The sequence below is a fragment of the Frondihabitans sp. GW821-FHT04F02 genome (genome assembly GCF_059420045.1).
Window position 1 is genome coordinate 636,014 of record NZ_JBWKSZ010000002.1, and the last position, 22,218, is coordinate 658,231.

Here is a 22,218-nt window from a genome sequence, read left to right on the forward strand (position 1 = left end):
GGCGTCGCGGCTGGACCCGACCGGTGCGACCCACCTGCGGAGCTGTCGCCACCCGTCCTCCAACGCCGCCGAGATTCGCCTAGAAGCCTCCATGGTAGTCGGGCTCGCGGATCGATACCCTTGCGCCATGGCCGACATCTACACAGTGATCGCCGACCCTACGCGTCGCGAGCTGCTCCGTGTGCTTCGCGACCGAGCCGACGGCCAGGACGCCCGTGGCCACGACGGCGACGGCCGCGGCAGCGACGGCGAGATCAGCGTCGGCGAGATGGTCGTCGAGCTGATGCTCAGCCAGCCGACCGTGTCGAAGCACCTCCGCGTCCTGCGCGACGCCGGGCTCGTGTCGGTCCGCGAAGAAGGGCAGCACCGCTACTACCGCATCGACTCCGAGCCGCTCATCGCCGTCGCCGAGTGGCTCACGCCGTTCGTGGCCGTCGTCGACGAGCCGATCGAGGCGCAGGAACTCGCCCCCGCCACCGGGCGCACCGTCCCCGCGCCGCTCCGCCGGGCCGCCGAGACCCTGCCCGATGTCGGCGACGTGGGGGCCACTCTCGGCCGTACCGTGGCCGGCGCCCGCAGCCGCATCCTCGACACCGCCAAGAAGCGGCTCGGCCACCGCGAACAGGGGTAGCCGGCTCGCTGGACACCGAGTCACATGCGCCCCTAAAGTAGCCACGAGGCACACGAGCAACACTCAGCGGGCCCCAAGACGATGTCGTCCGCTCCGAGTGAGCGGGTCGACCCCTAACCCGAGGCAGGACCATGTCGGACGATCTGACAGACGCGCGCTTTCTCACGGTGGCCGAGGTCGCCGACATGATGCGCGTCTCCAAGATGACCGTGTACCGCATGGTGCACTCGGGGGAGCTGCCGGCGATCCGATTCGGCCGCTCGTTCCGCGTGCCCGACTCGGCCGTGGCGGCCGTGCTGCGCGGCGGGGTCGCCGACGTCGGCTGACGTCGTGCAGGGCGGGCAGTTCCTGCGCCGGTTCGTGTTTCCGATCGCTGGCGAGTAGACTGACGCGAGGTATTTTTCCGCGGTTCTTGATGGGCCCGGTTTTTCCAGGTTTCATCCAACAGACAACTGCGAGGTGCCCTATGGGTTCTGTCATCAAGAAGCGTCGTAAGCGCATGGCGAAGAAGAAGCACCGCAAGCTGCTTCGTAAGACGCGTCACCAGCGCCGCAACAAGAAGTAGAGCAAACGCAAAAAGGCTCCTGGCCTTCGGGCGGGGGCCTTTTTTCGTGCCTCGCACGGCGGCGGTAGCATGACGGAGTGCCCGTGCCCCATGTGACCCTGCTGACGAAGCCCGGCTGCCACCTGTGCGACGACGCCCGCATCGTACTCGAGGCGGTGCTCGACGAAGTGGAGTTCGCTGGCGCTCGCGACTACGACGAGCTGTCGATCCTCGACGATTCTACGCTGGCCGACGAGTACGCCGAGGAGATCCCCGTCGTGCTCATCGACGGGCGCGTGCACACCATCTGGCGCGTCGAGCCGGAGCGCCTGCGCACAGCGCTGCGCGCTGCGGCACCGCCCCGCTGATAATTGTGCTCTAACCGGTCTACGGCTCGAGGCGCGTGGGCCCGCGGAACAGGTAGGTCGTCTCGCGCAGGTTCGGCAGGTGCAGCATCAGCATGAGCACGCGCGCCAGGCCCATGCCGAAGCCGCCGTGCGAGGGCACGCCGTAGCGGAAGAAGTCGAGGTAGCCGCCCAGCTCCTCGGGATCGAGGCCCTTGTCGCGGGCGTTCGCCTCGAGGTGGTCGATGCGGTGCTCGCGCTGGGCGCCGGTCGAGATCTCGGTGCCGTTGTAGATGAGGTCGTAGCTGTTCGTCAGGCTCTCGTCGCCCTCGTTGCGCATGTGGTAGAACGGCCGGATGCTCGACGCGTAGTCGGTGAGGAACACGAAGTCGTGGTCGTAGGTCTCTTTGACGTAGGCCGAGATCTGGCGCTCGCCCTCGGGGTCCATGTCGTCGTCGGCGCGGGGGATCTCGTAGCCGCGGTCGGCGACGATCTGCTTGGCCTCGGCCAGGGGGATGCGCGGGAACGGCAGCGACGGAACCGTCAGCTCGACGTCGAACAGCTCTGCGATGGCGGCTCCGTGCTTCTCGACCACGGCCGAGAACGCCGCGTGCAGAAGCTCTTCGTGCAGCTTCATGACGTCTTCGTGCGACTCGATCCAGCTGATCTCGGAGTCGACCGAGGTGAACTCCGTGGCGTGGCGGCTGGTGAACGAGGGGTCGGCGCGGAACGCGGGCCCGACCTCGAAGATCTTGCCGAAGCCGGCCGACTGGGCCATCTGCTTGAAGAACTGAGGGCTCTGCGCCAGGAACGCGCTGCCCTCGAAGTACTCGACGCGGAACAGCTCGGCCTTCGACTCGCTTGCTGAGGCCATGAGCTTCGGCGTCTGGATCTCGACGAAGTCGTGCTCGACCCAGTAGGTGCGGAGCGCGTGGAGCAGCGTCGTCTGGATCTTGAAGATGAGGGCGTTCTTCGGAACGCGGAGGTCGAGGAAGCGCCAGTCCATGCGCTTGTCGATGCCGGAGTCGTCGGCGATCGGGGTCTCGGGGATGGCGAGCGACGCCACGTCGAGCGACTCGAGCTTCACCTCGACGCCGCCGAGCTTGACGCGCTCGTCGTGCTTCAGCTCGCCGGTCGCCGTGAGGAACGAGCCCTGGGACAGAGCGGAGATGGTGTCGGACACCGGGGTGGCCTCGATCTCGCCGGCCTCGTTCGAGACGCGGGGGGCGACCAGCTGGACGGCACCGGACTCGTCGCGGAGCACGACGAACTGCACCTTCTTCTGATCGCGCACCGTCTCGACCCATCCGGACACCGTGACGGGCCCGTCGGAGGAAGCAGCGAGGTCTTTGATGAGGGTGCGTTCAGTCACGGTCCCCGAGTTTACGTGTCGGGCGGGTCTCTCGGGGCCGAGAGACCGCATCCCTGTGGAAAACCCTGGTGGGAGGTGTGCGCGACGGCGCAATCTACACTGGATGCCGTGCCCGCGAACCAGATCCACCTCGTCCGCCACGGCGAGGTGTTCAACCCCGAGGGCGTCCTCTACGGGCGCATCGAGGGGTTCGGGCTGTCCGACCTCGGCCATCGGATGGCCGAGGCGGCGGCCGACGCGCTGTTCGCCGAGAAGGCCCCCGTGCACGCTCTCTTCGCCTCGCCCCTCCAGCGCACGCAGGAGTCCGCGGCGCCCTGGTCGCACCTCTTCGGGCTCGACATCCAGACCGACGAGCGCCTGATCGAGCCGACGAACAAGTACGAGGGCCGCGCGGGCGGCTTCACGAAGTCCCTGGTGCGACCGGCCGAGTGGCCGTGGATCGCCAACCCCCTCAAGCCCAGCTGGGGCGAGGCCTACGTGAGCATCGCCGCTCGCATGCTCGCCGCCGTCGACAGCGCCTGGCGCAGCGTCGACGACGGCGACGTCGTGCTCGTCAGCCACCAGCTCCCGATCTGGATGGTGCACCGCAGCCTGGAGGGCGAGCGGCTGTTCCACGACCCGCGCCGACGTCGGTGCTCGCTCTCGAGCGTCACCACTCTCGAGCGCCACGACGACGCCTTCGTCGAGGTCGGCTATCGCGAGCCGGCCGCAGCCCTCCACGCGTCCGCCATCGACTCTGGAGCCGTGTGAACCTCAAGCGCCCCTCGACCCTCGTCCGCGCCGCCGTCCTCGGGGCCGCTCTCGTGGTGGCCCTCGCCGGCTGCTCGTCGAACGACCTCCTCGCGCAGTACCAGAGCGGATCGAACAAGAACTACATCTCGGGCGACGGCAGCGTCACCGAGGTCAAGGTCTCGGACCGCACCGACCCGGTGCAGTTCACGGCCACCACCGACGAGGGCAAGTCGATCTCGCGCAAGACCTACGAGGGCCACGTCGTCGTCCTCAACTTCTGGTACGCCTCGTGCCCGCCCTGCCGTGTCGAGGCCCCGGCGCTGCAGTCGCTGAGCGAGCAGTACTCGTCAGACGGCGTGCAGTTCATCGGCGTCAACGTGCGCGACGAGTCCGACACCTCGCGCGCCTTCGCCCGCAACTTCAAGATCACCTACCCGTCGGTCACCGACGTCACCGACGCGAAGGTCCAGCTGGCGCTGGCCGGCACCCGCGGACCGAACTCGACGCCGACGACGATCGTGCTCGACTCCAAGGGCCGCGTCGCGGCGCGCATCCTGGGCGAGGTCGACAAGAGCATCCTCAACACCCTCATCTCCGACACGGTGGCCGGCAAGTAGGTGTTCCAGGGCAACCCGTTCTACGAGGCGGTCACCAGCGGCCAGCTCGCACTGGCCCTGCCGGTGGCGATGCTCGCCGGCCTGCTGTCGTTCGTGTCGCCATGCGTGCTGCCTCTCGTGCCGGGGTACCTCGGCTACGTGGGCGGCCTGGCCGGCACGTCGCAGGACGCCCGGGGCAAGCGCCGCGACCGCGCCCGAGTGGTGGTCGGCGTGGTCCTCTTCATCCTCGGCTTCACCATCGTCTTCGTGGCTCTGAACACGGCCGCCGGCGCTGTGGCGGGGTTCTGGTACCTCCAGTGGCGGGTGCTCATCTCCCGGGTGCTCGGCGTCGTCGTGATCCTCATGGGGCTCGTCTTCATCGGCAACTTCCCCTTCTTCCAGCGCACGGCGAAGCTCACGATCAGCCCGAAGGTGGGCCTCGTCGGCGCCCCGCTGCTCGGCATCGTCTTCGGCCTCGGGTGGAGCCCCTGCCTCGGGCCGACTCTGGCCGCGATCACCGCGATGTCCGTCAACTCGGGCTCGGCGGCGCAGGGCTTCCTGCTCGGTCTGTTCTATTGCGTGGGCCTGGGCGTCCCGTTCCTGCTGGTCGCCCTGGGCCTCGGCTGGATGGCGCGCACCATCGCATTCGTCAAAAGGCACATCCGTGCCGTCAACCTTGTGGGAGGCAGCCTTCTCGTGGTCATCGGAGTTCTCATGGTCGTCGGGGTCTGGGCAGACCTCATGTCGCGCTTCGGGGCGGTGATCGCGAACTATGGCACGGTCGTCTGACACCGACAAGGGGCTGACCGGCGGCTCGAGCGACACCTCCGAAGACCGCGGCGTCGATCAGCGCGCCGATCCGCTGAGGCCGAGCGACCACATCGACTCCGAGCCCGGCGACTCGGGCGACTCCGGCATCACCCAGCCGCGGCTGAGCCCGCTCGGGTACCTCCGCTTCTTCTGGCGCCAGCTCACCAGCATGCGCACGGCGCTCCTGCTGCTCATGCTGCTGGCCCTCGCTGCCGTGCCCGGATCGCTCGTGCCGCAGACCAGCTCCGACCCGAACGGCGTCGCGCAGTACAAGTTCGACCACCCGACGCTCGCGCCGATCCTCGACAAGATCGGCCTGTTCAACACGTTCTCGACGCCGTGGTTCTCGGCCGTCTACCTGCTGCTGTTCGTCTCGCTGGTCGGCTGCATCATCCCTCGCGTCAAGCACCACCTCGAGGCGCTCCGCTCGGCCCCGCCGAAGACCCCGGCCCGACTCTCGCGCCTCGCCGGCTTCCAGGCCTTCGACGTGCCGCGCCCCGCCGATCCGAGCGCCGCCCCGGTGTCGGCCGAGATCGCTGTTGCGCACGCCAGGTCGCTGCTGCGCCGGGCCGGGTACCGCACGCGGATCGTCGGCGACTCGGTCAGCGCCGAGCGCGGCTACCTGCGCGAGACCGGCAACCTGGTGTTCCACATCGCGCTGCTCGGCATCCTGGTGACCGTCGGCATCGGCGGCGGCTTCGGCTACACCGGCCAGCGCGTCGTGGTCGTCGGCCAGACCTTCTCGAACGTGCTCGGCTCGTACGACTCGTTCAACCCGGGCCGGTTCTTCAACGACGCCCAGCTGGCGCCGTTCAACATCAAGGTCGACAAGTTCACGGTCAAGTACGAGCAGAAGATCCTCGACGCGATCGGAACGCCGATCGAGTACAAGACCGACGTGACGACGACCCAGCCGGGGGCGACGGCCGAGAAGAAGACGATCAAGGTCAACGAGCCGCTCCAGATCGGCGGCACCAACGTCTACCTGCTCGGCAACGGCTACGCGGTCAACGTGGTCGTCCGCGACGGCGAGGGCAACGTCGCGTTGAAAGACTCCATCCCCTTCCTCCCGCAGGATTCCAACCTCACGTCGCTCGGCGTCATCAAGGTGCCCGACGCACTGCCGAAACAGCTCGGCATGCAGGGCTTCTTCTACCCCAGCGCCGTCAAGCAGGCGACGGGCGCCTACGCGTCGAACTATCCCGACGCCATCAACCCGGTCCTCTCGCTGAGCGTGTACACGGGCGACCTCGGCCTCGACGACGGTGTGCCTCAGTCGGTCTACACGCTCGAGACCGGAAAGCTGAAGGTCCTCGCCGGCACCCAGCCGTCGGCCGAAGAGAAGCCGATCGCCCTGAAGCCCGGCCAGACAGTGAAGTTGCCCGACGGTCTCGGCTCGATCGAGTTCACCGGAGTCAGCCGCTTCGTCTCGCTCGACATCCACCACGACCCGTCGCAGCTCTACGTGCTCGTCTTCGCCGTGCTCATCGTGCTCGGCCTGCTCACGGGCCTGTTCGTGCCCCGCCGCCGCGTGTGGGTCAAGGCCGTCCAGGGCGAGAACGGGCTCCGCATCGAGTACGCGGGCCTCGCCCGCGGAGAAGACCCGACGCTCGAGCGCGCCGTCGGCGACCTGGCCAAGAGGCACCAGGCCGTACTCGACCCGAAATCGGCCTCCGATCGACGTAAGGTGAACCCGTGACGACTGATCAACTCTCGCTCTACTGCCTCTATGCGGCCTATTCGGCGATGGCGATCTACACGATCTCCTTCATCGCCTTCGCGCTCGACCTCGCGAAGCGGTCGGGCGACGCCCAGGTGGCCGCTACCGCGGCGATCAAGGCTCAGGCCCAGCGTCTCGCCGGCAAGGCCGAGATGATCGAACAGGGCGCAGGAACTCCTGGCGGCTCCGTCGCCGTCCTCGAGCGCACCGACGTCGACACCGGCGCCGACGCGCCCCGCCGCTCGTCGAAGTTCGAGCGCATCGGCATGTCGATGATGGTCCTCGGCCTCGCCGTCCACATCTCCTCCGTCGTGCTCCGCGGGTTCGCGGCCGACCGGGTGCCGTGGGCGAACATGTTCGAGTTCGGCCTCACCGGCACGGCTCTCATCGTCGCGGTCTTCCTGATCGTGAACCTGTTCGTCAACCTGAGGTACCTCGGCGCCTACGTGATGGGCCTGAACCTCATCCTGCTGGGCGTCGCCGTGGTCAACTTCTACGTCGCGGTCAGCCCCCTGGTGCCGGCGCTGCAGTCGTACTGGCTCGTCATCCACGTCTTCGTCGCCTGCCTCGGCACGGCGTTCTTCGCCATCGCCGGTGGGCTCTCGGCCGCGCAGATCATCCAGGACCGCCGCGAGACGGCGAAGAACCCGGGTCTGCGCCTGTTCGACACGCTCCCCGGAGCCGAGCGCCTCGAAGACCTCGCCTACCGCATCGCGCTGGTCGGCTTCGTGCTCTGGACCTTCACGCTCATCGCCGGCGCCATCTGGGCCGAGAAGGCCTGGGGCCGCTACTGGGGCTGGGACACCAAGGAGACCTGGACCTTCATCATCTGGGTCATCTACGCCGGCTACATCCACGCCCGAGCGACCCGCGGGTGGAGAGGAGCGCGCTCGGCGTACCTGTCGCTGGTCGGCTTCGCGGCTGTCATGTTCAACTTCTCGGTCGTGAACCTGTTCTTCAAGGGCCTTCACGCCTACTCGGGTCTGTAAGCGCCGCCGTTCTCGCCGAGGAGGGCGTAGCAGGCTCGGATGCGGTCGAGCCACCAGGCGCGTCGCTCGGCGGGCGCCGCGTGCTGCCGCAGCAGGTCGATGTCGACGTCGATGCGCCGCACGTCGACCGCACCGCCCGAGGGGAGCAGCGGCTCGCGAGTGACGTCGGCGGTCAACATCGCCGCGGTGCCGAGGCCGCAATCGTGGGGGAGCGCGGGCACGGCGGCGGCGAGGTAGGCCCCCATCGAGAGCCCGACCGACGTATCGATGGCGCTCGATACGACGACCGGCAGCCCGGCCTCGCGCACGATGCGCGTCGCGGCGGCCACCCCGCCGAGCGGCTGGGCCTTGATGACGAGGAGGTCGGCGGCTCCGGCGCGGGCGACGGCCAGAGGGTCGGCGGCCTTGCGGACGCTCTCGTCGGCGGCCACGGGCACCCCGGTGCCGGCGGCCCGTACCGCGGCGAGCTCTGCGACGGTGCGACAGGGCTGCTCGACGTACTCCAGGTCGAAGGGGGCCAGCGCCTCGAGGGCGGCCAGCGTCTCGTCGACGGACCAGTGCATGTTGGCGTCGACGCGCACCCTCCCGGCGGCACCGACGTACTCGCGCGCGGCCCGGACCCGGGCGACGTCGTCGGCGAGGCTCTGCCCCGGCTCGGCCACCTTCACCTTGACGGTGCGGCAGCCGGGGTACCGGTCGAGGATCCCCGCCACCAGCGCCGCGTCGACAGCGGGGAGCGTCGCGTTGACCGGCACCCGGTCGCGCAGGGGAGCCGTCTCGTCGCCCCACCCGAAGTCGATGGCGGCCCGGAGCCAGGTCGAGGCCTCCGCAGGCTCGTACTCGACGAACGGGCTGAACTCGGTCCAGCCGCGGGGCCCCTCGACGAGCAGCGCCTCGCGCACGTCGACACCGCGGAACCGGTTGCGGAGCGGAAGGGCCACCACGTGGGCGTCGCGGACGAGGTCGTCGATCGAGGGAAGCACGCGGCCCAGTCTTCCACCGGGGCCGGTGGCTAGGCTTGCAGCCATGCGCGACACCGTCTCCGACCTGTTCGATCCCCGCGAGTGGAATGAGGTCGAGGGCTTCGCCGGGCCGACGAATGCCGCGTTCACTGACATCACCTACCATCACGACGTCCGCGGCCAGGTCGCCCGGATCGCGTTCGACCGTCCGGAGGTGCGCAACGCCTTCCGGCCGCACACCGTCGACGAGCTCTACCGTGCCCTCGACGACGCCCGCATGAACCCGCGGATCGGCGTGGTGCTCCTCACCGGCAACGGGCCCAGCGCGAAGGACGGCGGCTGGGCGTTCTGCTCGGGCGGCGACCAGCGCATCCGGGGCCGCGACGGCTACAAGTACGAAGGCGACGAGGCTCTCAAGCCCGACCCGGCCCGGAGCGGCCGACTCCACATCCTCGAGGTGCAGCGGTTGATCCGCACGATGCCCAAGGTCGTCATCGCGGTCGTCCCCGGCTGGGCCGCGGGCGGCGGCCACTCGCTGCACGCCGTCGCCGACCTGACGATCGCCAGCCGCGAGCACGGCAGGTTCAAGCAGACCGATGCCGACGTGGGCTCGTTCGACGGCGGCTACGGCAGCGCGTACTACGCGCGGCAGATCGGCCAGAAGCTCGCCCGCGAGGTGTTCTTCCTGGCGCAGGAGTACTCGGCCCAGCGCGCCTACGAGATGGGCGCGGTCAACGCCGTCGTCGACCACGCCGAGCTCGAGGTCGAGGCCCTGTCGTGGGCACGCATCATCATGACGAAGTCGCCGACCTCGATCCGCATGCTGAAGTTCGCCTTCAACGCGGTCGACGACGGCATGGTCGGCCAGCAGGTGTTCGCCGGCGAGGCGACCCGCCTGGCCTACGGCACCGACGAGGCCGTCGAGGGCCGCGACTCCTTCCTGCAGAAGCGCGAGCCTGACTGGTCGCCCTACCCCTGGCAGTACTGATGTCGGGAGGGCAGTGATGCACGGGCTGCGAGCCATCGACGCACGCCGGCCGCGCGAGGTGCTCGAGGGGCTGCGCGACGCGCTGGCAGGCGGCGACGCCGTGAATCCGCGGGTCGACTCCGGAGTTCCTGCGGACCTCCCGACCCAGGTCGAGAAGCGCGTCGCCCTGGTGATCGAGACGAGCGGCTCGACGGGGAAGGCCAAGCGCGTGGCCCTCTCGACCGGCGCCCTGCTCGCCGGAGCGGCCGCCGCCGACTCGGCCCTGAGCGGCCCGGGCCAGTGGGTGCTCGCGCTTCCGGCGCACTACGTCGCAGGCACCAACGTGCTCGTCCGCTCGATCGCCGCCGAGACGGAGCCCGAGCTGCTCGAGCCGGGGCACTTCGATCCGGCCGCGTTCGCCGCTGCCGCACGGCGCCTGACGCATCCCGTCCGCTACACCTCCCTCTTGCCGGCCCAGCTCTCGACGATGCTCGACTCGCCCGACGCCTCTTGGCTCGCGCGATTCGACGCGGTGCTGGTCGGCGGTCAGGCCACCCCGCGATCGCTGCAGGAACGTGCACTCGCCGCCGGAGTCCGCGTCGTCCGCACCTACGGCTCGAGCGAGACGAGCGGAGGCTGCGTGTACGACGGCGTCCCCGTCGGCGCCACTCGAGCGGCCGTGGTCGACGGTCAGCTGGAGCTCAGCGGACCCACCCTCGCCGAGTACTACCTGGGCGATCCCGAGCGGACCGCGGCGGCGTTCGTCGAGCGTGACGGCGTGCGCTGGTACCGCACCGGCGATGCGGGCGTCGTCGACGACGAGGGCGTCGTCACCGTGACCGGCCGGCTCGACGACGTGATCGTCTCGGGCGGTGAGAAGGTCTCGCTCGGCGTCGTGGAGCGGATCGTGCGCGAGCTGCCGGGCCTGGCGGGCGCCGTCGTCGTGCGCGCCCCCCATGCCCGCTGGGGTGAGGTGCCGGTCGTCGTCGCTGTGCCGCCCGTCGTGCTGACCCTGGCCGACCTCCGGACCGCCGTCGCGGACTCCGCGGGTCGCGCCGCGGCCCCCGACCGCATCCTGGTCGTCGACGCTCTCCCGCTGCTGCCGAGCGGCAAGCCCGACCGCGTCGCCCTGGCGCGCCTCGCCGCCACGGCCTGAGCCCCGGGGGTTTCGTTCCCGAAGGCTTTCCCTGGGCGTGAATTCACGCGCAGGGAAAGCGTCTCCAGAGCGAACTCCTGCCCCTCGCAGGGCGTGGAGCGAAGTGGCCGACTTCGGAGAGACGCCCGGTAAACTCCCGAGGTGCCACAGACGCGATCGAACAGCAAGAAGAAGACCGGCCGACCGGGCGGACGCCCCGGGAAGGTCGTCGCGCGCAAGGCGACGGCCGGCGACTGGATCTCGGGGGCGCGGCCTCGCACGCTGACCCTGTCGATCGCGCCGGTCGCCCTCGGCAGTGCCGCCGCCGCGGCCGTCAACGACTTCGACTGGCCGCTCGCGCTCCTGTGCCTCATCGTGTCGCTGTTCCTGCAGGTCGGTGTGAACTACGCGAACGACTACTCCGACGGGATCAAGGGCACCGACAAGTTCCGCGTCGGCCCTCCGCGCCTGACCGGCGGCGGCGTCGCCAACGCGAAGAGGGTGCGCAACGTCGCCTTCGCCTCGTTCGCCGTCGCGGCCGGTGCGGGCATCGCCATCGTGATCATCACGCAGTTCTGGTGGCTCCTCGCCGTCGGCGCCGCGTGCGTGGTCGCGGCCTGGTTCTACACCGGGGGCCGCCGCCCGTACGGCTACAACGCCATGGGCGAGATCTTCGTCTTCGTGTTCTTCGGCCTCGTGGCGACGTGCGGCACCATGTTCGTCCAGGCGCACGACGTCTCGTACACGGCCGTCGGCTTCGCCGTCATGATCGGCCTGTTCTCGTGCGCGGTGCTGATGGTCAACAACATCCGCGACATCGAGCAGGACCGCCAGGCCGGCAAGCGCACGCTCGCCGTCGTCCTCGGCCAGCGCGGGTCGCGCATCGTCTACGCGCTCTTCCTTCTGGTGCCGTACGTGATCGTGTTCTTCTACACGTACCTCTTCTTCAACGTCGGCTACGTCTACTTCGCTCTGATCCTGACGCTGCCGGCCCTGCTCATCGGCGTCACGGCGAAGACGGCGAAAGAGCTCATCCTGGCGCTCCAGCTGTCGTCGTTCTCTGCGCTGCTGTTCTCACTGGGCCTGAGCGCCCTGTTCTTCTTCGCGCAGCCGTAGCGCGCACCGGCGCGGCGTCAGCGCGCACCGGCGCGGCGTCAGCGCGCGTCGGTCCGGGACGCCCTACGCGTCTTCGGACGGCGGACCCGACTTGCGCAGCACGGGGCGGCCGCCGAGCAGCTCGTCCTCCGCGTCGGCGTCGAGGTCGCGCTCCGGCACCATGCGCCGCTGCGCGATGCCCTCGGCGACACCGGCGCGAAGGCGGCCGAAGAAGATGTACGAGATGAGCAGTGCCAGCACCGCGGCGATTGCGGCGGCGATGTAGACGTTGATCGACGGGATGAACCTCAGCACCACGAAGATGACCGCGAACGTGCCGATGCGGGCGGAGGTGTAGAGGAGCGCTGCTTTCACGCTGGGCAGTCTAAACGAGCTACCTCGGCCAGGCGATCGCACAGTCGGGGCGCCTACCATCGCCCACATGGTCAAGGGTCTGATTGTTCTGATCGTGGCAGCCGCCGCGTTCGTCGTCTACGCCCTCGTCGACTGCCTCTTCACCGAGCATCAGCGGGTGCGCGCACTGCCGAAGCCGGTGTGGGCTCTGATCGTCATCGTGCTCCCCGTCGTCGGCGCCGTGCTGTGGCTGCTGCTCGGCAGAGCCCCGCGCACGCCGCGACGCACCGTCGCCCCCGACGACGATCCGGAGTTCCTGGGCCGCCCGTTCACGGCGGTGAGCGACGAAGACCGTCACGAGCTCGACGAGCGCATCCGCCGCCTCGAGCAGGAGCTCTCGGAGCCGCCCGCCCGCACGGATGACGACGGGCCGAGTGGCACACTGAGGTAGTGCCGACCCTTCCCGCCCCCTCGGGCAGTCCCGCTACCGATTTCGCCGTCATGCTCCTCGCCGAGCTGCAGGCCTCGGGCGTCCGAGACGTCGTGCTCAGCCCGGGGTCGCGGTCGCAGGCGCTGGCCCTCGCGGCGGCGGAGTTCGAGCGCGCCGGGCGCCTGCGGCTGCACGTCCGGCTCGACGAGCGCTCAGCGGGGTTCCTGGCCCTGGGGCTGGCGATCGAGTCGGGGCAGCCCACCGCCGTCGTCACCACGTCGGGAACCGCCGTCGCGAATCTGCATCCGGCCGTGCTCGAGGCGCATCACTCGGGCGTCCCGCTGATCCTGCTGACGGCCGACCGGCCCGACGAGATGCGCGGGATCGGCTCCAACCAGACCACTCACCAGCCGCGCCTCTTCGGCGAGGCACTCCGCCTGCTGCGCGACGTGCAGGCGCCGTCCGACAGCGGAGTCGACGCGCAGTACGTCCACGAGCTGGCGCGCGAAGCCGTCTCGGCCGCCCTCGGCCGCTCCGGCTCGCCCGACCGTCCCGCTGCACCGGGCCCCGTCCAGCTCAACGTGGCCTTCCGGGAGCCGCTCTCCGCCCCGGCGACCACGCTTCCGACCGAGGCTGCGCCTGCTCCGGGCGCAGGAACTCCGACGACCGCCGCCCTCCCCGGCCGCACCGCCGACCTCCGCGTCGACGAGGTACCCGGCACCGTCGTCGTCGCCGGCCACGCGGCCGGCCCCCGGGCCGAGGAGGCCGCCCGCCTGCTCGGCGCGCCTCTCGTCGCCGAGGTGTCGAGCGGCGCCCGCTTCGGCCCGCACCTCGTGCCGTCGTATCGGCAGCTGCTCGACGATCCCGCGTTCGGCGGCGCCGTGCGCCGCGTCGTCGTGTTCGGGCACCCCACGCTCACCCGCGAGATCCCCGCACTGCTGAAGCGGGCCGACGTGGAGGTCGTCGTGGTGCGCGGCGCAGTCCCGGAGGCGTACGACCCGAGCCGGTCGGCGACCGTGGTCGACGACGTGCGGATCGAGGGCGACCCCGACGGTCGGCAGCATCGCGGCTGGGTCGGAAGCTGGGTGCACACCGGTCGGGCGCTGCTGAGCGACGACGACGCGGCGCCCGACCTGGAGGCCGAGCAGTCCGAGTTCCTGCGCTCCGAGGTCGACGTGATTCGGCAGCCGGTGACACGTCGCCACCTGGTCGAAGCGCTCTGGCGCCTGACCTGGCCGCACGACCGGCTGATCCTCGGGGCGTCTCGGCTGATCCGCGAGGCCGACGTCGCCGTGACCGGCAAGAAGATCGCCGTGCACGCGAACCGCGGCCTCGCCGGCATCGACGGCACGATCGCGACGGCCACCGGAATCGCGCTCGCGTCGCAGGCCGGCGGCACCTCGGGAGGCCCTGCGCTCGACTGGGCCGACGGCGCCCGGGGCATCTCGCGCGTGCTCGTCGGCGACCTCACACTGCTGCACGACGCCGGCTCCCTGCTGTTCGGCGAGGGCGAGGCCCGCCCGCGGCTGCAGATCGTCGTGGGCAACGACGGCGGCGGCACGATCTTCGACGGGCTGGAGGTCGCGCAGACCGCGCCCGTCGACGCCATGACGCGCGTGCAGCTCACGCCGCAGCCGGTGTCGTTCGAGCACCTGGCCCGTGCCTACGGCTGGGACTACGTGCGGGCGTCGACCCGCGGCGAGCTCGAGCAGGCGCTCGCCGGGCCGACGGGCACTGTCATCGAGGTGCCGCTGGCGCGGTGAGAACGGCAGAGGCTCCGGGTCTGCAGGCGCTCCGGGTCTGCAGGCGCTTCGGGTCTAAGGTCGAGAAATGGCCAAGACGTGGAGCACCGAACCGTCCGACGCGCTGAAGTTCGCGCCCGGCACCGCCCTCGACAGCATCGACACCGACGCCTCGCCCGGCTTCGGCGGCGACAAGAAGTACGGTCAGCAGACGCTCGAGTCGGGCCGCGAGCAGCTGTCCGAGCTGCAGGAAAAGCTCTTCGCCGACTCGCGCGCGGCAGGTGGCACGAAGAGCGTGCTGCTCGTGCTCCAGGCGATGGACACCGCCGGCAAGGGCGGCATCGTCCGCCACGTGGTCGGCGCGGTCGACCCGCAGGGCATCAAGCACCACGCCTTCAAGAAGCCCACCGAAGAGGAGCTGGCCCACGACTTCCTCTGGCGGGTGCGCAACGAGCTGCCCGGCGTGGGCATGATCGGCGTCTTCGACCGGTCGCACTACGAAGACGTCCTCGTCGCGCGGGTCCGCTCGCTGGTCTCGACCGACGTGCTCGAGCAACGCTACGACGAGATCAACGCCTTCGAGAGCGAGCTCGTCGCGAGCGGCACGACCCTGATCAAGGTGATGCTGCACATCTCGTTCGACGAGCAGAAGGCGCGTCTGGCAGAACGGCTCGACCGCCCCGACAAGCACTGGAAGTACAACCCCGGCGACATCGACGAGCGCAACCTCTGGGCCGACTACCAGAGCGCCTACCAGGTGGCCCTCGATCGCACGTCGACCGATCAGGCGCCGTGGTTCGTGGTGCCAGCCGACAAGAAGTGGTACGCGAGGGTCGCCGTCCAGCGGCTCCTCATCACCGCGCTCCGGGCGCAGGAACTCGACTGGCCGCCGGCCGACTTCGACGTCGCCGTCGAGAAGACGCGTCTCGCAGCCTCCTAGCGGGGCCACGGCTCGGCCCACCCGGTCAGCGTCGTCGACGGTCAGCCCAGCGCGTCGGCCATCGGCATGAACTTCATCGTGGTCTCCGCGACCTCGCGACTGGCGACGGACTCGGCGACGATGCCCGCCCCGGCGTAGGCCCGCACGCGGCCGTCGGCGCCGTCGGCCGCTCGCGTCACCTGAGCGCACCGGAGAGCGATCGCCCACTCGCCGTCGCCGTCGGCCCCCACCCAGCCCACGGGGCCGGCGTAGCGGCCGCGGTCGAACGGCTCGAGCCGCGCGATGACGGCCAGGGCGGCGGGGGTGGGAGTTCCTGCGACCGCTGCCGTGGGGTGCAGGGAGTCGATGAGGTCGAGCGCGGACGCGCCGTCGGCCAGGCGCCCCCGGACGTCGGTGGCGAGGTGCCACACGTTCGGCAGCCGGAGCGTGAACGGCCTCTCGGCCGTGGTGACCTCGATCGCGTGGCGCTCGAGCGAGAGCAGGATGCTGCTCAGGGCGAAGGCGTGCTCGTCGAGGTCTTTCTGCGACGTAGCGAGCTCGAGCGCGTTCGCGGCGTCGGAGGCCGCGTCGATGCCGCGGCCCATGCTGCCGGCAAGGACCCGGGCGCTCAGCTCGCCGGACTCGCTGCGGATCAGAGTCTCGGGGCTCGACCCGATGAGCCCGTCGACCGCGAACGTGTAGGTGTCGGGGTAGGCGAACGCGAGGTCGCGCGCCACGCGACGCAGGTCGGCGTCGTCGGGGAGGGCGGCGTCGAGGGGCCTCGCCAGCACGACCTTGCTCAGCTCGCCCGACTCGATCGCGGCGACAGCGTCGTGCACGGCACCGGCGTACGCGGCCGCCGTGAACGCCGGCTCGGCGAACTCGACGTGCACCTCGGCGCCCAGCGACGTGCGCTCGCCGACGTCGGCGCCGTCGACCCGCGTGATCCAGTCGATGCCCGCGCGACGGCCGACGACGACCCGCGGCACGATGAGCACGCTCACGTCGTCGGACTCGTCCGCGAACGCGAAGGACCCGAACGCGACGAGCCCCGTTCCCGCGAGCCGCACCTCGTCGACGACGGTCGCAGCCGCGGCGATCCCTCGCCAGGCCTCGGCCGCCTCCCGCATCCGCGCCTCGCCCCGGAACTCGAGCCGCAGCGCCTCGCCGATGCCGGCGATGCCGTCGCCGCGCCGCACGAAGAGGAGCGGATCGCGAGGGTCGACGTGGGCGAGGAAGGGGGTGATGTCGTCGATCCGGGTGGTCTCGACGTGCAGGGGGTGGTTCACTTCTTCATCGTAACGACCGGGATCGCGGGGCCCTCGGGCAGTTGCGTCCCCTTCACCTGGGTGTTCGTCGTGCATCGCCTGCTCTCGGCCTGGGTGGAGATCGGGCCGGTAGGATTCCCTGCGTGACCAAGGCCGATATGAACAAGCAGCCCAGCGAGGTTGCCTCCATGTTCGATGGGGTGGCCGCGCACTACGACGTGACGAACGACATCCTGTCGGGCGGCAACGCGGTGCTGTGGCGCATCGCCACCGTGAAGGCGATCGGCGCCGAGCCCGGCGAGAAGGTGCTCGACATCGCCGCCGGCACCGGCACGTCGTCGGCCGCCATCGCCAAGGGCGGCGCCACCGTCACGGCTCTCGACTTCTCGGCCGGCATGGTCGCGGTCGGCCGCAAGCGCCAGCCGCACATCGAGTTCATCGAGGGCGATGCCGAGCGGCTGCCGTTCGACGACGGCACCTTCGACGCCGTCACGATCTCGTTCGGCCTGCGCAACGTGAACAAGCCGCGCCAGGCGCTCTCCGAGATGTACCGTGTGCTCAAGCCCGGCGGCCGTGTCGTGATCTGCGAGTTCTCGACCCCGCCCGTCGCCGCCCTGCGCTTCGGCTACCAGGCGTACCTGCGGCACGTGCTGCCCGGAATCGCCAAGGTCACCTCCAGCAACTCGCCCGCCTACACCTACCTTGCCGAGTCGATCGAGAAATGGCCCGAGCAGCAGGTGCTCAGCCAGTGGCTCCGCGGGGCCGGCTTCACCCGTGTCGCCTACCGCAACCTGACCGCAGGGATCGTGGCCCTCCACCGGGGCCACAAGCCCGCCGGCTCGACGAGGCGACCCGCCTCGGCCCCCGACGCCTGAACCACACGCAAAGGTGAACCCGTGAACCCCAGTGCACCTCCGGCTCGTCGGAGCTCGGGCTTGAGCTCGTCGCTCGGCCTCGCTGAGAAGCTCTTCTCGTCGGCCTCCGAGCGCCGCTTCGTCGCGGCCATCGACGCCGGCCTCGAGCGCGTCGAAGACGGCCTGCTCGTCGAGATGGCCTTCGGCGACGACCTCGCCGACGTCACGAGCCGCTACCTGCTCAGTGCCGGCGGCAAGCGCATCCGCCCGACGCTCGCACTGCTCATCTCGCAGCTGGGCGACGGGGCCACCGACGCCGTCGTGTCGGCCGCGCAGGCCGTCGAGATCACTCATCTCGCGTCGCTCTACCACGACGACGTCATGGACGAGGCGACCATGCGCCGAGGCGTACCGAGCGCCCAGTCGCGCTGGGGCAACAGCGTCGCCATCCTCACCGGCGACCTGCTCTTCGCCCGGGCCTCCACGATCGTCGCCGATCTCGGCGAGGAGGCGATACGGCTCCAGGCGCAGACATTCGAGCGCCTCTGCCTCGGCCAGCTGCATGAGACGATCGGCCCGCGCGAGGGCGACGACCCCATCGCGCATTACCTCGACGTGCTCAGCGACAAGACCGGCTCGCTCATCTCGATGGCGGCCAAGGTCGGCGTCATGTTCTCCGGCGCCCCGCGGGAGTACCTCGGGCCGGTCTCGGCCTTCGGCGAGAAGATCGGCGTCGCCTTCCAGCTCGTCGACGACGTCATCGACCTGTCTCCGCAGAGCGAGGAGACCGGCAAGCGCGCCGGCACCGACCTCCTGGCCGGCGTCGAGACCCTGCCGCTCATGTACCTGCGCGTCGAGGCCCAGACCGACATCGACTCGTCGGCCCTGCTCAGCGAGATCGAGGCCAACGTGCGCGCCGCGACCGCGGGCGGCGACGTCAGCGAGGCCGACCTCGCCGACACCGTCCGGCAGCTCCGCGAGCACGACGTGACGCGCCGCACCCACGACGAGGCCCGCCGCTGGGCCGACGACGCGGTCGCCGCACTCGCGCCGCTGCCGCAGGGCCCCGTGAAGAAGGCGCTGACCCGCTTCGCGGAGCGCGTCGTCGAGCGCCAGGCCTAGCTCTCCCGCCTCGGGCCCTGGTGCCCGGGCTTGTCCGAGCGATTCGCAGCGGCACGCCGAACACACCCTGACCACCTGTCCGAGAACACCCCGAACCGCCCGGAAAAGAACGCAGTACCTATGACGACCTTGCGCCTCGCCATCGTTGGAGCCGGCCCCGCCGGTATCTACGCCGCCGACATCATCCTGAAGGCCGAACGCCAGTTCGACGTCCAGATCGACCTGTTCGAGCAGCTCCCCGCCCCGTACGGCCTCGTCCGCTACGGCGTCGCCCCCGACCACCCGCGCATCAAGGGCATCATCAACGCCCTCCGCGACGTGCTCGACCGCGGCGACATCCGCATCTTCGGCAACGTCCGCTACGGCGTCGACATCTCGCTCGACGACCTGAAGAAGCACTACAACGCCGTGATCTTCTCGACCGGCGCCATCAAGGACGCCGACCTCGACATCCCCGGCATCGACCTCGAGGGCAGCTACGGCGCCGCCGACTTCGTCAGCTGGTTCGACGGCCACCCCGACGTGCCGCGCACCTGGCCGCTGGAGGCCTCCTCGATCGGCGTCGTCGGCGTCGGCAACGTCGCCCTGGACGTCTCGCGCATCCTCGCCAAGCACGCCGACGACCTCCTTCCCACCGAGATCCCCGACAACGTCTACGACGTGCTCAAGGCTTCGCCCGTCACCGATGTGCACATCTTCGGCCGCCGCGGTCCGGCCCAGGTGAAGTTCTCGCCGCTCGAGCTCCGCGAGCTGGGCGAGCTCCGCGACGTCGACATGATCGTCTACGACGAGGACTTCGACTACGACGAGGCCTCGAAGAACGCCATCGCCACCAACAAGCAGGTCTTCGTCATCGACAAGGTCCTGAACCAGTGGCGCCAGCGCGAGACCGGCAGCGCGTCGCGCCGTCTCCACCTGCACTTCTACGCCAAGCCCGTGCGAGTCGAAGAGGTCGACGGCCGGGTCTCCGGCCTCACCTACGAGCGCACCCGGCCCGACGGCGCCGGCAGCGTCGAGGGCACCGGCGAGTTCCGCACCGTCGAGATGCAGGCGATCTACCGCGCCGTCGGCTACTTCGGCTCGCCCCTCGACGGCATCCCGTTCGACGAGAAGCGCGGCGTCATCCCGAACCACGAGGGCCAGGTGCTCGACGACCACGATCAGATCGTGCCCGGCGTGTACGCCACCGGCTGGATCAAGCGCGGCCCCGTCGGCCTCATCGGCCACACCAAGAGCGACGCGATGGAGACCGTGCAGCACGTGCTGACCGACCAGGCGTCGTGGTGGGCCCCGGCCGACCCTTCGCTCGAGGCGATCCCCGCGTTGCTCGAATCCCGCGGCGTCGCGTTCACCGACCTCGAGGGCTGGCACCGCCTCGACGAGCACGAGATGGCGCTCGGCGCCGGCTTCGAGGGCGAGGTCGAGCGCGTCCGCGTGAAGGTCGTGCCGCGCGACGAGATGGTCACGGTGTCGCGGGCTCAGTAGTCTCGGCGCCCGGGCCTGTGGATGACTTCTGCAGACTCCCGGGCGCCGCCGCTACCGTGGTGGCATGACGCTCACCGCCTCGCGCCCTGCCGCTTCCGGCCCGGGAGCACGCCTCCGCGGCATCGACGCGGCGCGCGGCATCGCCCTGTTCGGCATGTTCGCGGCGCACCTCGTCGACGTCGAGAACCCCGTCGACTGGAGCGAGCCGTCGACCTGGTGGTCGATCGTGGCGGGTCGGTCGTCCGTGCTCTTCGCCGTGCTCGCAGGCGTCTCGCTGGCTCTGACGACGGGGCGCGACAAGCCGGTCCGCGGCGCGGCCCTGACAGTCGCCCGGCGCAGGATCGCCACCCGCGGCGTCCTCATCGCCGTGATCGGCATCCTCCTGATGCTGCTCGAGACTCCCGTGGCGGTCATCCTCGCCACCTACGGCATCCTCTTCGTCGTGCTCCTGCCCGCCCTGTCGTGGTCGCGCGTCGCGCTCCTGACAGTCGCCGGCGGGCTCGCCCTCGTCGCGTTCCCCATCTCGCTCGCTTCGGTGTTCCCGCTCGCCGAGACCGGCGTCATCCTCCAGCAGATCTTCCTGTACTACCCGCTCGCGACCTTCGCCGCCTACCTGTTGCTGGGCCTGGCCGTCGGCCGCTCCGACCTGCGGTCTCCGCGCGTGCTCGGTGCGCTCCTCGGCGGGGGCACGGCGCTGGCCGTGGTCGTCTACTCCGTCGGCGAGGCCGTCACGCCCGGCGGCCTCCTGTTCCACTCGTTCGGCGGTCTGCGGCTCCGCGACTACGTCTTCGCGTCCGAGCCGCACTCCTCGACTCTCGTCGACATGCTGGGCTCGGCCGGCGTGGCCCTCGCCGTCATCGGCGCCTGCGGGCTCCTCGCCCGGGTTCCGCGCAACGCGCCGCTGTTCGTGCTCGCCCGCGTGGGCGCCATGCCGCTCTCGATCTACTCGGCCCACCTCGTCGTCATCGCCTGGCTCTACCACTTCGGGTTCCTCGACGGGCTCACGCCCGCGGGCGAGGGGACCGTCTGGGCCCTCTTCGTGGTCGGAGCCTGCCTCGCAGCCCTCGCCTGGGGCGGGCGTCCGGGGCCGCTCGAGCGTGCGGTCGCCGCCGTCGCGCGTGCCGTCGGCGGGCGCGCGCCGGAGGCCGTGGCACCAGGTGTCCAGGGCGGCGCTCCCGTGCTCGGCGCGGTGTCCTCGTCCGTCAGCGGAGTCGCCGCCGGCGGATCCACGTCGACATCGCCCCGAGACGACTGGGCGCCGCCGAGCGGCCGCCCGCTGTAGGCCCGGCAGCTCTGGGGGATGGCGCCACGATCGGGTGGCGGAGGTCGGGTGCGACGGGGGGCCGGGTGACGAAGGGGTCAGGCGCGGCGGCGGGCGGCGAGTTCCTGCGCCCGGATCGTCGCGCGAAGCGCTGGTCGAGCCCGCCTAGCGGAAGTTGACGAACTGGAGCGAGACGTCGAGGTCGGCGCCCTTGAGGAGCGCCATCGTCGCCTGGAGGTCGTCGCGGCTCTTCGAGGTCACGCGCAGCTCGTCGCCCTGGATCTGGCTCTTGACGCCCTTGGGCCCCTCGTCGCGGATCAGCTTGTTGATCTTCTTCGCGGCCTCTTGGTCGATGCCGTCTTTCATGGAGATCTCGATGCGGTACTCCTTGCCGCTGGCGTACGGGTCGCCGGCGTCGATGCTCTTCAGCGAGATGCCCCGCTTGATGAGCTTCGACTCGTAGACGTCGAGGACGGCCTTGGCGCGCTCCTCGGTGTTCGCCTTGATGAGCACCTTCTCGCCGCTCATGTCGATGGCGGCGCCGACGTTCTTGAAGTCGTAGCGCTGCTCGACCTCCTTGCGCGCCTGGTTGAGCGCGTTGTCGGCCTCCATCTTGTCGACCTTGCTGACCACGTCGAAAGAGCTGTCTGCCATGTCATCCACCCTAGCGAATGGCGGCGGCGGCGGCCTCCGCACGCGCCGTGGTCGAGACCACGGCGCGGAGGCTGTATTGTTGACGGGCGCCTTCGGTTGGTGAATACACTGGTCGAGTGCGCACCTGGCAAGTTACCCAAGCGGCCAAAGGGATCTGACTGTAAATCAGCCGGCGTAGCCTCCGGGGGTTCGAATCCCTCACTTGCCACACGGTGTCCGATGACGACACGGA

At 70.2% G+C, this 22,218-nt stretch carries 24 protein-coding genes and 1 tRNA gene; 20 read left to right on the forward strand and 5 right to left on the reverse strand.

Annotation, left to right across the window (positions count from 1 at the left end; translation table 11 throughout):
* Positions 1 to 127: 127 nt before the first annotated feature.
* The 4 genes from AC07TY_RS08110 to AC07TY_RS08125 all read left to right on the forward strand — a co-directional run bounded on the left by AC07TY_RS08110 (position 128) and on the right by AC07TY_RS08125 (position 1,543).
* Complete coding sequence (locus tag AC07TY_RS08110) at positions 128 to 631, forward strand: ArsR/SmtB family transcription factor (RefSeq protein WP_494784956.1); 504 nt, start codon at positions 128 to 130, stop codon at positions 629 to 631.
* Between the two features lie 131 nt (positions 632 to 762).
* Positions 763 to 957 (forward strand): helix-turn-helix domain-containing protein, encoded by a 195-nt coding sequence (locus tag AC07TY_RS08115; RefSeq protein WP_123505254.1) that lies wholly within the window; start codon positions 763 to 765, stop codon positions 955 to 957.
* 140 nt (positions 958 to 1,097) lie between these two features.
* On the forward strand, positions 1,098 to 1,196 hold the full coding sequence (locus AC07TY_RS08120; protein ID WP_003792170.1) for a 30S ribosomal protein bS22: 99 nt from the start codon (positions 1,098 to 1,100) through the stop codon (positions 1,194 to 1,196).
* A 77-nt stretch (positions 1,197 to 1,273) separates the two neighbouring features.
* Positions 1,274 to 1,543, forward strand: coding sequence for a glutaredoxin family protein (locus AC07TY_RS08125; RefSeq protein ID WP_494784957.1), 270 nt, complete (start codon positions 1,274 to 1,276; stop codon positions 1,541 to 1,543).
* Between the two features lie 19 nt (positions 1,544 to 1,562).
* Here AC07TY_RS08125 and aspS read toward each other — a convergent pair whose 3' ends face one another.
* Positions 1,563 to 2,891: an aspartate--tRNA(Asn) ligase gene (gene aspS, locus AC07TY_RS08130; RefSeq protein WP_233579885.1), complete on the reverse strand. Its 1,329-nt coding sequence runs from the start codon at positions 2,889 to 2,891 to the stop codon at positions 1,563 to 1,565.
* A gap of 108 nt (positions 2,892 to 2,999) precedes the next feature.
* Between aspS and AC07TY_RS08135 the strand changes: the two genes are divergently transcribed.
* The 5 genes from AC07TY_RS08135 to ccsB are packed head-to-tail and all read left to right on the forward strand — an operon-like array spanning position 3,000 to position 7,738.
* Positions 3,000 to 3,641, forward strand: coding sequence for a histidine phosphatase family protein (locus AC07TY_RS08135; protein ID WP_123505251.1), 642 nt, complete (start codon positions 3,000 to 3,002; stop codon positions 3,639 to 3,641).
* Entirely contained in the window at positions 3,638 to 4,240 is a 603-nt protein-coding gene (locus AC07TY_RS08140; RefSeq protein ID WP_123505250.1) for a TlpA family protein disulfide reductase, read from the forward strand. The genes AC07TY_RS08135 and AC07TY_RS08140 overlap by 4 nt, the downstream gene beginning before the upstream one ends.
* Positions 4,241 to 5,008 (forward strand): cytochrome c biogenesis CcdA family protein, encoded by a 768-nt coding sequence (locus tag AC07TY_RS08145; RefSeq protein WP_488624504.1) that lies wholly within the window; start codon positions 4,241 to 4,243, stop codon positions 5,006 to 5,008.
* Entirely contained in the window at positions 4,992 to 6,728 is a 1,737-nt protein-coding gene (gene resB / locus AC07TY_RS08150) for a cytochrome c biogenesis protein ResB (RefSeq protein WP_494784958.1), read from the forward strand. The genes AC07TY_RS08145 and resB overlap by 17 nt, the downstream gene beginning before the upstream one ends.
* Positions 6,725 to 7,738, forward strand: coding sequence for a c-type cytochrome biogenesis protein CcsB (ccsB, locus tag AC07TY_RS08155; protein WP_494784959.1), 1,014 nt, complete (start codon positions 6,725 to 6,727; stop codon positions 7,736 to 7,738). Before resB ends, ccsB begins: the two co-directional genes overlap by 4 nt.
* On the opposite strand, the gene AC07TY_RS08160 is transcribed toward ccsB, so the two are convergent.
* Positions 7,723 to 8,721: an o-succinylbenzoate synthase gene (locus tag AC07TY_RS08160; protein ID WP_494784960.1), complete on the reverse strand. Its 999-nt coding sequence runs from the start codon at positions 8,719 to 8,721 to the stop codon at positions 7,723 to 7,725. The two genes, ccsB and AC07TY_RS08160, sit on opposite strands and share 16 nt — an antisense overlap.
* A gap of 43 nt (positions 8,722 to 8,764) precedes the next feature.
* Between AC07TY_RS08160 and AC07TY_RS08165 the strand changes: the two genes are divergently transcribed.
* The 3 genes from AC07TY_RS08165 (at position 8,765) to AC07TY_RS08175 (ending at position 11,918) form a co-directional block, all read left to right on the forward strand.
* A complete protein-coding gene (locus tag AC07TY_RS08165; RefSeq protein WP_123505247.1) occupies positions 8,765 to 9,688 on the forward strand; it encodes a 1,4-dihydroxy-2-naphthoyl-CoA synthase in 924 nt (307 codons plus the stop codon).
* A 16-nt stretch (positions 9,689 to 9,704) separates the two neighbouring features.
* A complete protein-coding gene (locus tag AC07TY_RS08170; RefSeq protein WP_494784961.1) occupies positions 9,705 to 10,823 on the forward strand; it encodes an AMP-binding protein in 1,119 nt (372 codons plus the stop codon).
* Positions 10,824 to 10,964: 141 nt separating this feature from the next.
* Complete coding sequence (locus tag AC07TY_RS08175; RefSeq protein WP_494784962.1) at positions 10,965 to 11,918, forward strand: 1,4-dihydroxy-2-naphthoate polyprenyltransferase; 954 nt, start codon at positions 10,965 to 10,967, stop codon at positions 11,916 to 11,918.
* Between the two features lie 63 nt (positions 11,919 to 11,981).
* Here the strand turns inward: AC07TY_RS08175 and AC07TY_RS08180 are convergent, their stop codons facing one another.
* Positions 11,982 to 12,272, reverse strand: a complete 291-nt coding sequence (locus AC07TY_RS08180) for a DUF4229 domain-containing protein (RefSeq protein WP_158614155.1) — start codon at positions 12,270 to 12,272, stop codon at positions 11,982 to 11,984.
* Positions 12,273 to 12,339: 67 nt separating this feature from the next.
* On the opposite strand from AC07TY_RS08180, the gene AC07TY_RS08185 reads away from it, so the two are divergent.
* From AC07TY_RS08185 to AC07TY_RS08195, 3 genes are all read left to right on the forward strand, one after another.
* A complete protein-coding gene (locus AC07TY_RS08185) occupies positions 12,340 to 12,702 on the forward strand; it encodes a PLD nuclease N-terminal domain-containing protein (RefSeq protein WP_494784963.1) in 363 nt (120 codons plus the stop codon).
* A 50-nt stretch (positions 12,703 to 12,752) separates the two neighbouring features.
* A complete protein-coding gene (menD, locus tag AC07TY_RS08190; protein WP_494785051.1) occupies positions 12,753 to 14,444 on the forward strand; it encodes a 2-succinyl-5-enolpyruvyl-6-hydroxy-3-cyclohexene-1-carboxylic-acid synthase in 1,692 nt (563 codons plus the stop codon).
* A 67-nt stretch (positions 14,445 to 14,511) separates the two neighbouring features.
* Positions 14,512 to 15,363 carry a PPK2 family polyphosphate kinase gene (locus tag AC07TY_RS08195; RefSeq protein WP_488624497.1) on the forward strand — a complete coding sequence of 284 codons (852 nt, stop codon included), beginning with the start codon at positions 14,512 to 14,514 and terminating at the stop codon, positions 15,361 to 15,363.
* A gap of 41 nt (positions 15,364 to 15,404) precedes the next feature.
* Here the strand turns inward: AC07TY_RS08195 and AC07TY_RS08200 are convergent, their stop codons facing one another.
* Complete coding sequence (locus tag AC07TY_RS08200) at positions 15,405 to 16,631, reverse strand: isochorismate synthase (protein WP_488624496.1); 1,227 nt, start codon at positions 16,629 to 16,631, stop codon at positions 15,405 to 15,407.
* Positions 16,632 to 16,753: 122 nt separating this feature from the next.
* Here AC07TY_RS08200 and AC07TY_RS08205 point away from each other — a divergent pair, with 122 nt between their 5' ends.
* From AC07TY_RS08205 to AC07TY_RS08220, 4 genes are all read left to right on the forward strand, one after another.
* Entirely contained in the window at positions 16,754 to 17,485 is a 732-nt protein-coding gene (locus tag AC07TY_RS08205) for a demethylmenaquinone methyltransferase (RefSeq protein ID WP_199738215.1), read from the forward strand.
* A 21-nt stretch (positions 17,486 to 17,506) separates the two neighbouring features.
* Positions 17,507 to 18,586: a polyprenyl synthetase family protein gene (locus AC07TY_RS08210; RefSeq protein ID WP_494784964.1), complete on the forward strand. Its 1,080-nt coding sequence runs from the start codon at positions 17,507 to 17,509 to the stop codon at positions 18,584 to 18,586.
* A gap of 120 nt (positions 18,587 to 18,706) precedes the next feature.
* On the forward strand, positions 18,707 to 20,071 hold the full coding sequence (locus AC07TY_RS08215; protein ID WP_494784965.1) for a ferredoxin--NADP reductase domain-containing protein: 1,365 nt from the start codon (positions 18,707 to 18,709) through the stop codon (positions 20,069 to 20,071).
* A 64-nt stretch (positions 20,072 to 20,135) separates the two neighbouring features.
* Positions 20,136 to 21,353, forward strand: a complete 1,218-nt coding sequence (locus AC07TY_RS08220; RefSeq protein ID WP_494784966.1) for a heparan-alpha-glucosaminide N-acetyltransferase domain-containing protein — start codon at positions 20,136 to 20,138, stop codon at positions 21,351 to 21,353.
* A gap of 144 nt (positions 21,354 to 21,497) precedes the next feature.
* Here the strand turns inward: AC07TY_RS08220 and AC07TY_RS08225 are convergent, their stop codons facing one another.
* Positions 21,498 to 21,986, reverse strand: a complete 489-nt coding sequence (locus AC07TY_RS08225) for a YajQ family cyclic di-GMP-binding protein (protein WP_123505236.1) — start codon at positions 21,984 to 21,986, stop codon at positions 21,498 to 21,500.
* A 126-nt stretch (positions 21,987 to 22,112) separates the two neighbouring features.
* Between AC07TY_RS08225 and AC07TY_RS08230 the strand changes: the two genes are divergently transcribed.
* Positions 22,113 to 22,194 (forward strand) — tRNA-Tyr (locus AC07TY_RS08230).
* Positions 22,195 to 22,218: the final 24 nt, after the last annotated feature.

What these genes read in the sequence shown, in the direction of transcription:
- AC07TY_RS08110 (WP_494784956.1), top strand. Translation starts at nt 128, where the DNA reads ATGGCCGACATCTACACAGTGATCGCCGACCCTACGCGTCGCGAGCTG.
- AC07TY_RS08115 (WP_123505254.1), top strand. Translation starts at nt 763, where the DNA reads ATGTCGGACGATCTGACAGACGCGCGCTTTCTCACGGTGGCCGAGGTC.
- AC07TY_RS08120 (WP_003792170.1), top strand. Translation starts at nt 1,098, where the DNA reads ATGGGTTCTGTCATCAAGAAGCGTCGTAAGCGCATGGCGAAGAAGAAG.
- resB (WP_494784958.1), top strand. Translation starts at nt 4,992, where the DNA reads ATGGCACGGTCGTCTGACACCGACAAGGGGCTGACCGGCGGCTCGAGC.
- AC07TY_RS08165 (WP_123505247.1), top strand. Translation starts at nt 8,765, where the DNA reads ATGCGCGACACCGTCTCCGACCTGTTCGATCCCCGCGAGTGGAATGAG.
- AC07TY_RS08170 (WP_494784961.1), top strand. Translation starts at nt 9,705, where the DNA reads ATGCACGGGCTGCGAGCCATCGACGCACGCCGGCCGCGCGAGGTGCTC.
- AC07TY_RS08185 (WP_494784963.1), top strand. Translation starts at nt 12,340, where the DNA reads ATGGTCAAGGGTCTGATTGTTCTGATCGTGGCAGCCGCCGCGTTCGTC.
- menD (WP_494785051.1), top strand. Translation starts at nt 12,753, where the DNA reads ATGCTCCTCGCCGAGCTGCAGGCCTCGGGCGTCCGAGACGTCGTGCTC.
- AC07TY_RS08195 (WP_488624497.1), top strand. Translation starts at nt 14,512, where the DNA reads ATGGCCAAGACGTGGAGCACCGAACCGTCCGACGCGCTGAAGTTCGCG.
- AC07TY_RS08215 (WP_494784965.1), top strand. Translation starts at nt 18,707, where the DNA reads ATGACGACCTTGCGCCTCGCCATCGTTGGAGCCGGCCCCGCCGGTATC.
- AC07TY_RS08220 (WP_494784966.1), top strand. Translation starts at nt 20,136, where the DNA reads ATGACGCTCACCGCCTCGCGCCCTGCCGCTTCCGGCCCGGGAGCACGC.
- AC07TY_RS08225 (WP_123505236.1), bottom strand. Translation starts at nt 21,986, where the DNA reads ATGGCAGACAGCTCTTTCGACGTGGTCAGCAAGGTCGACAAGATGGAG.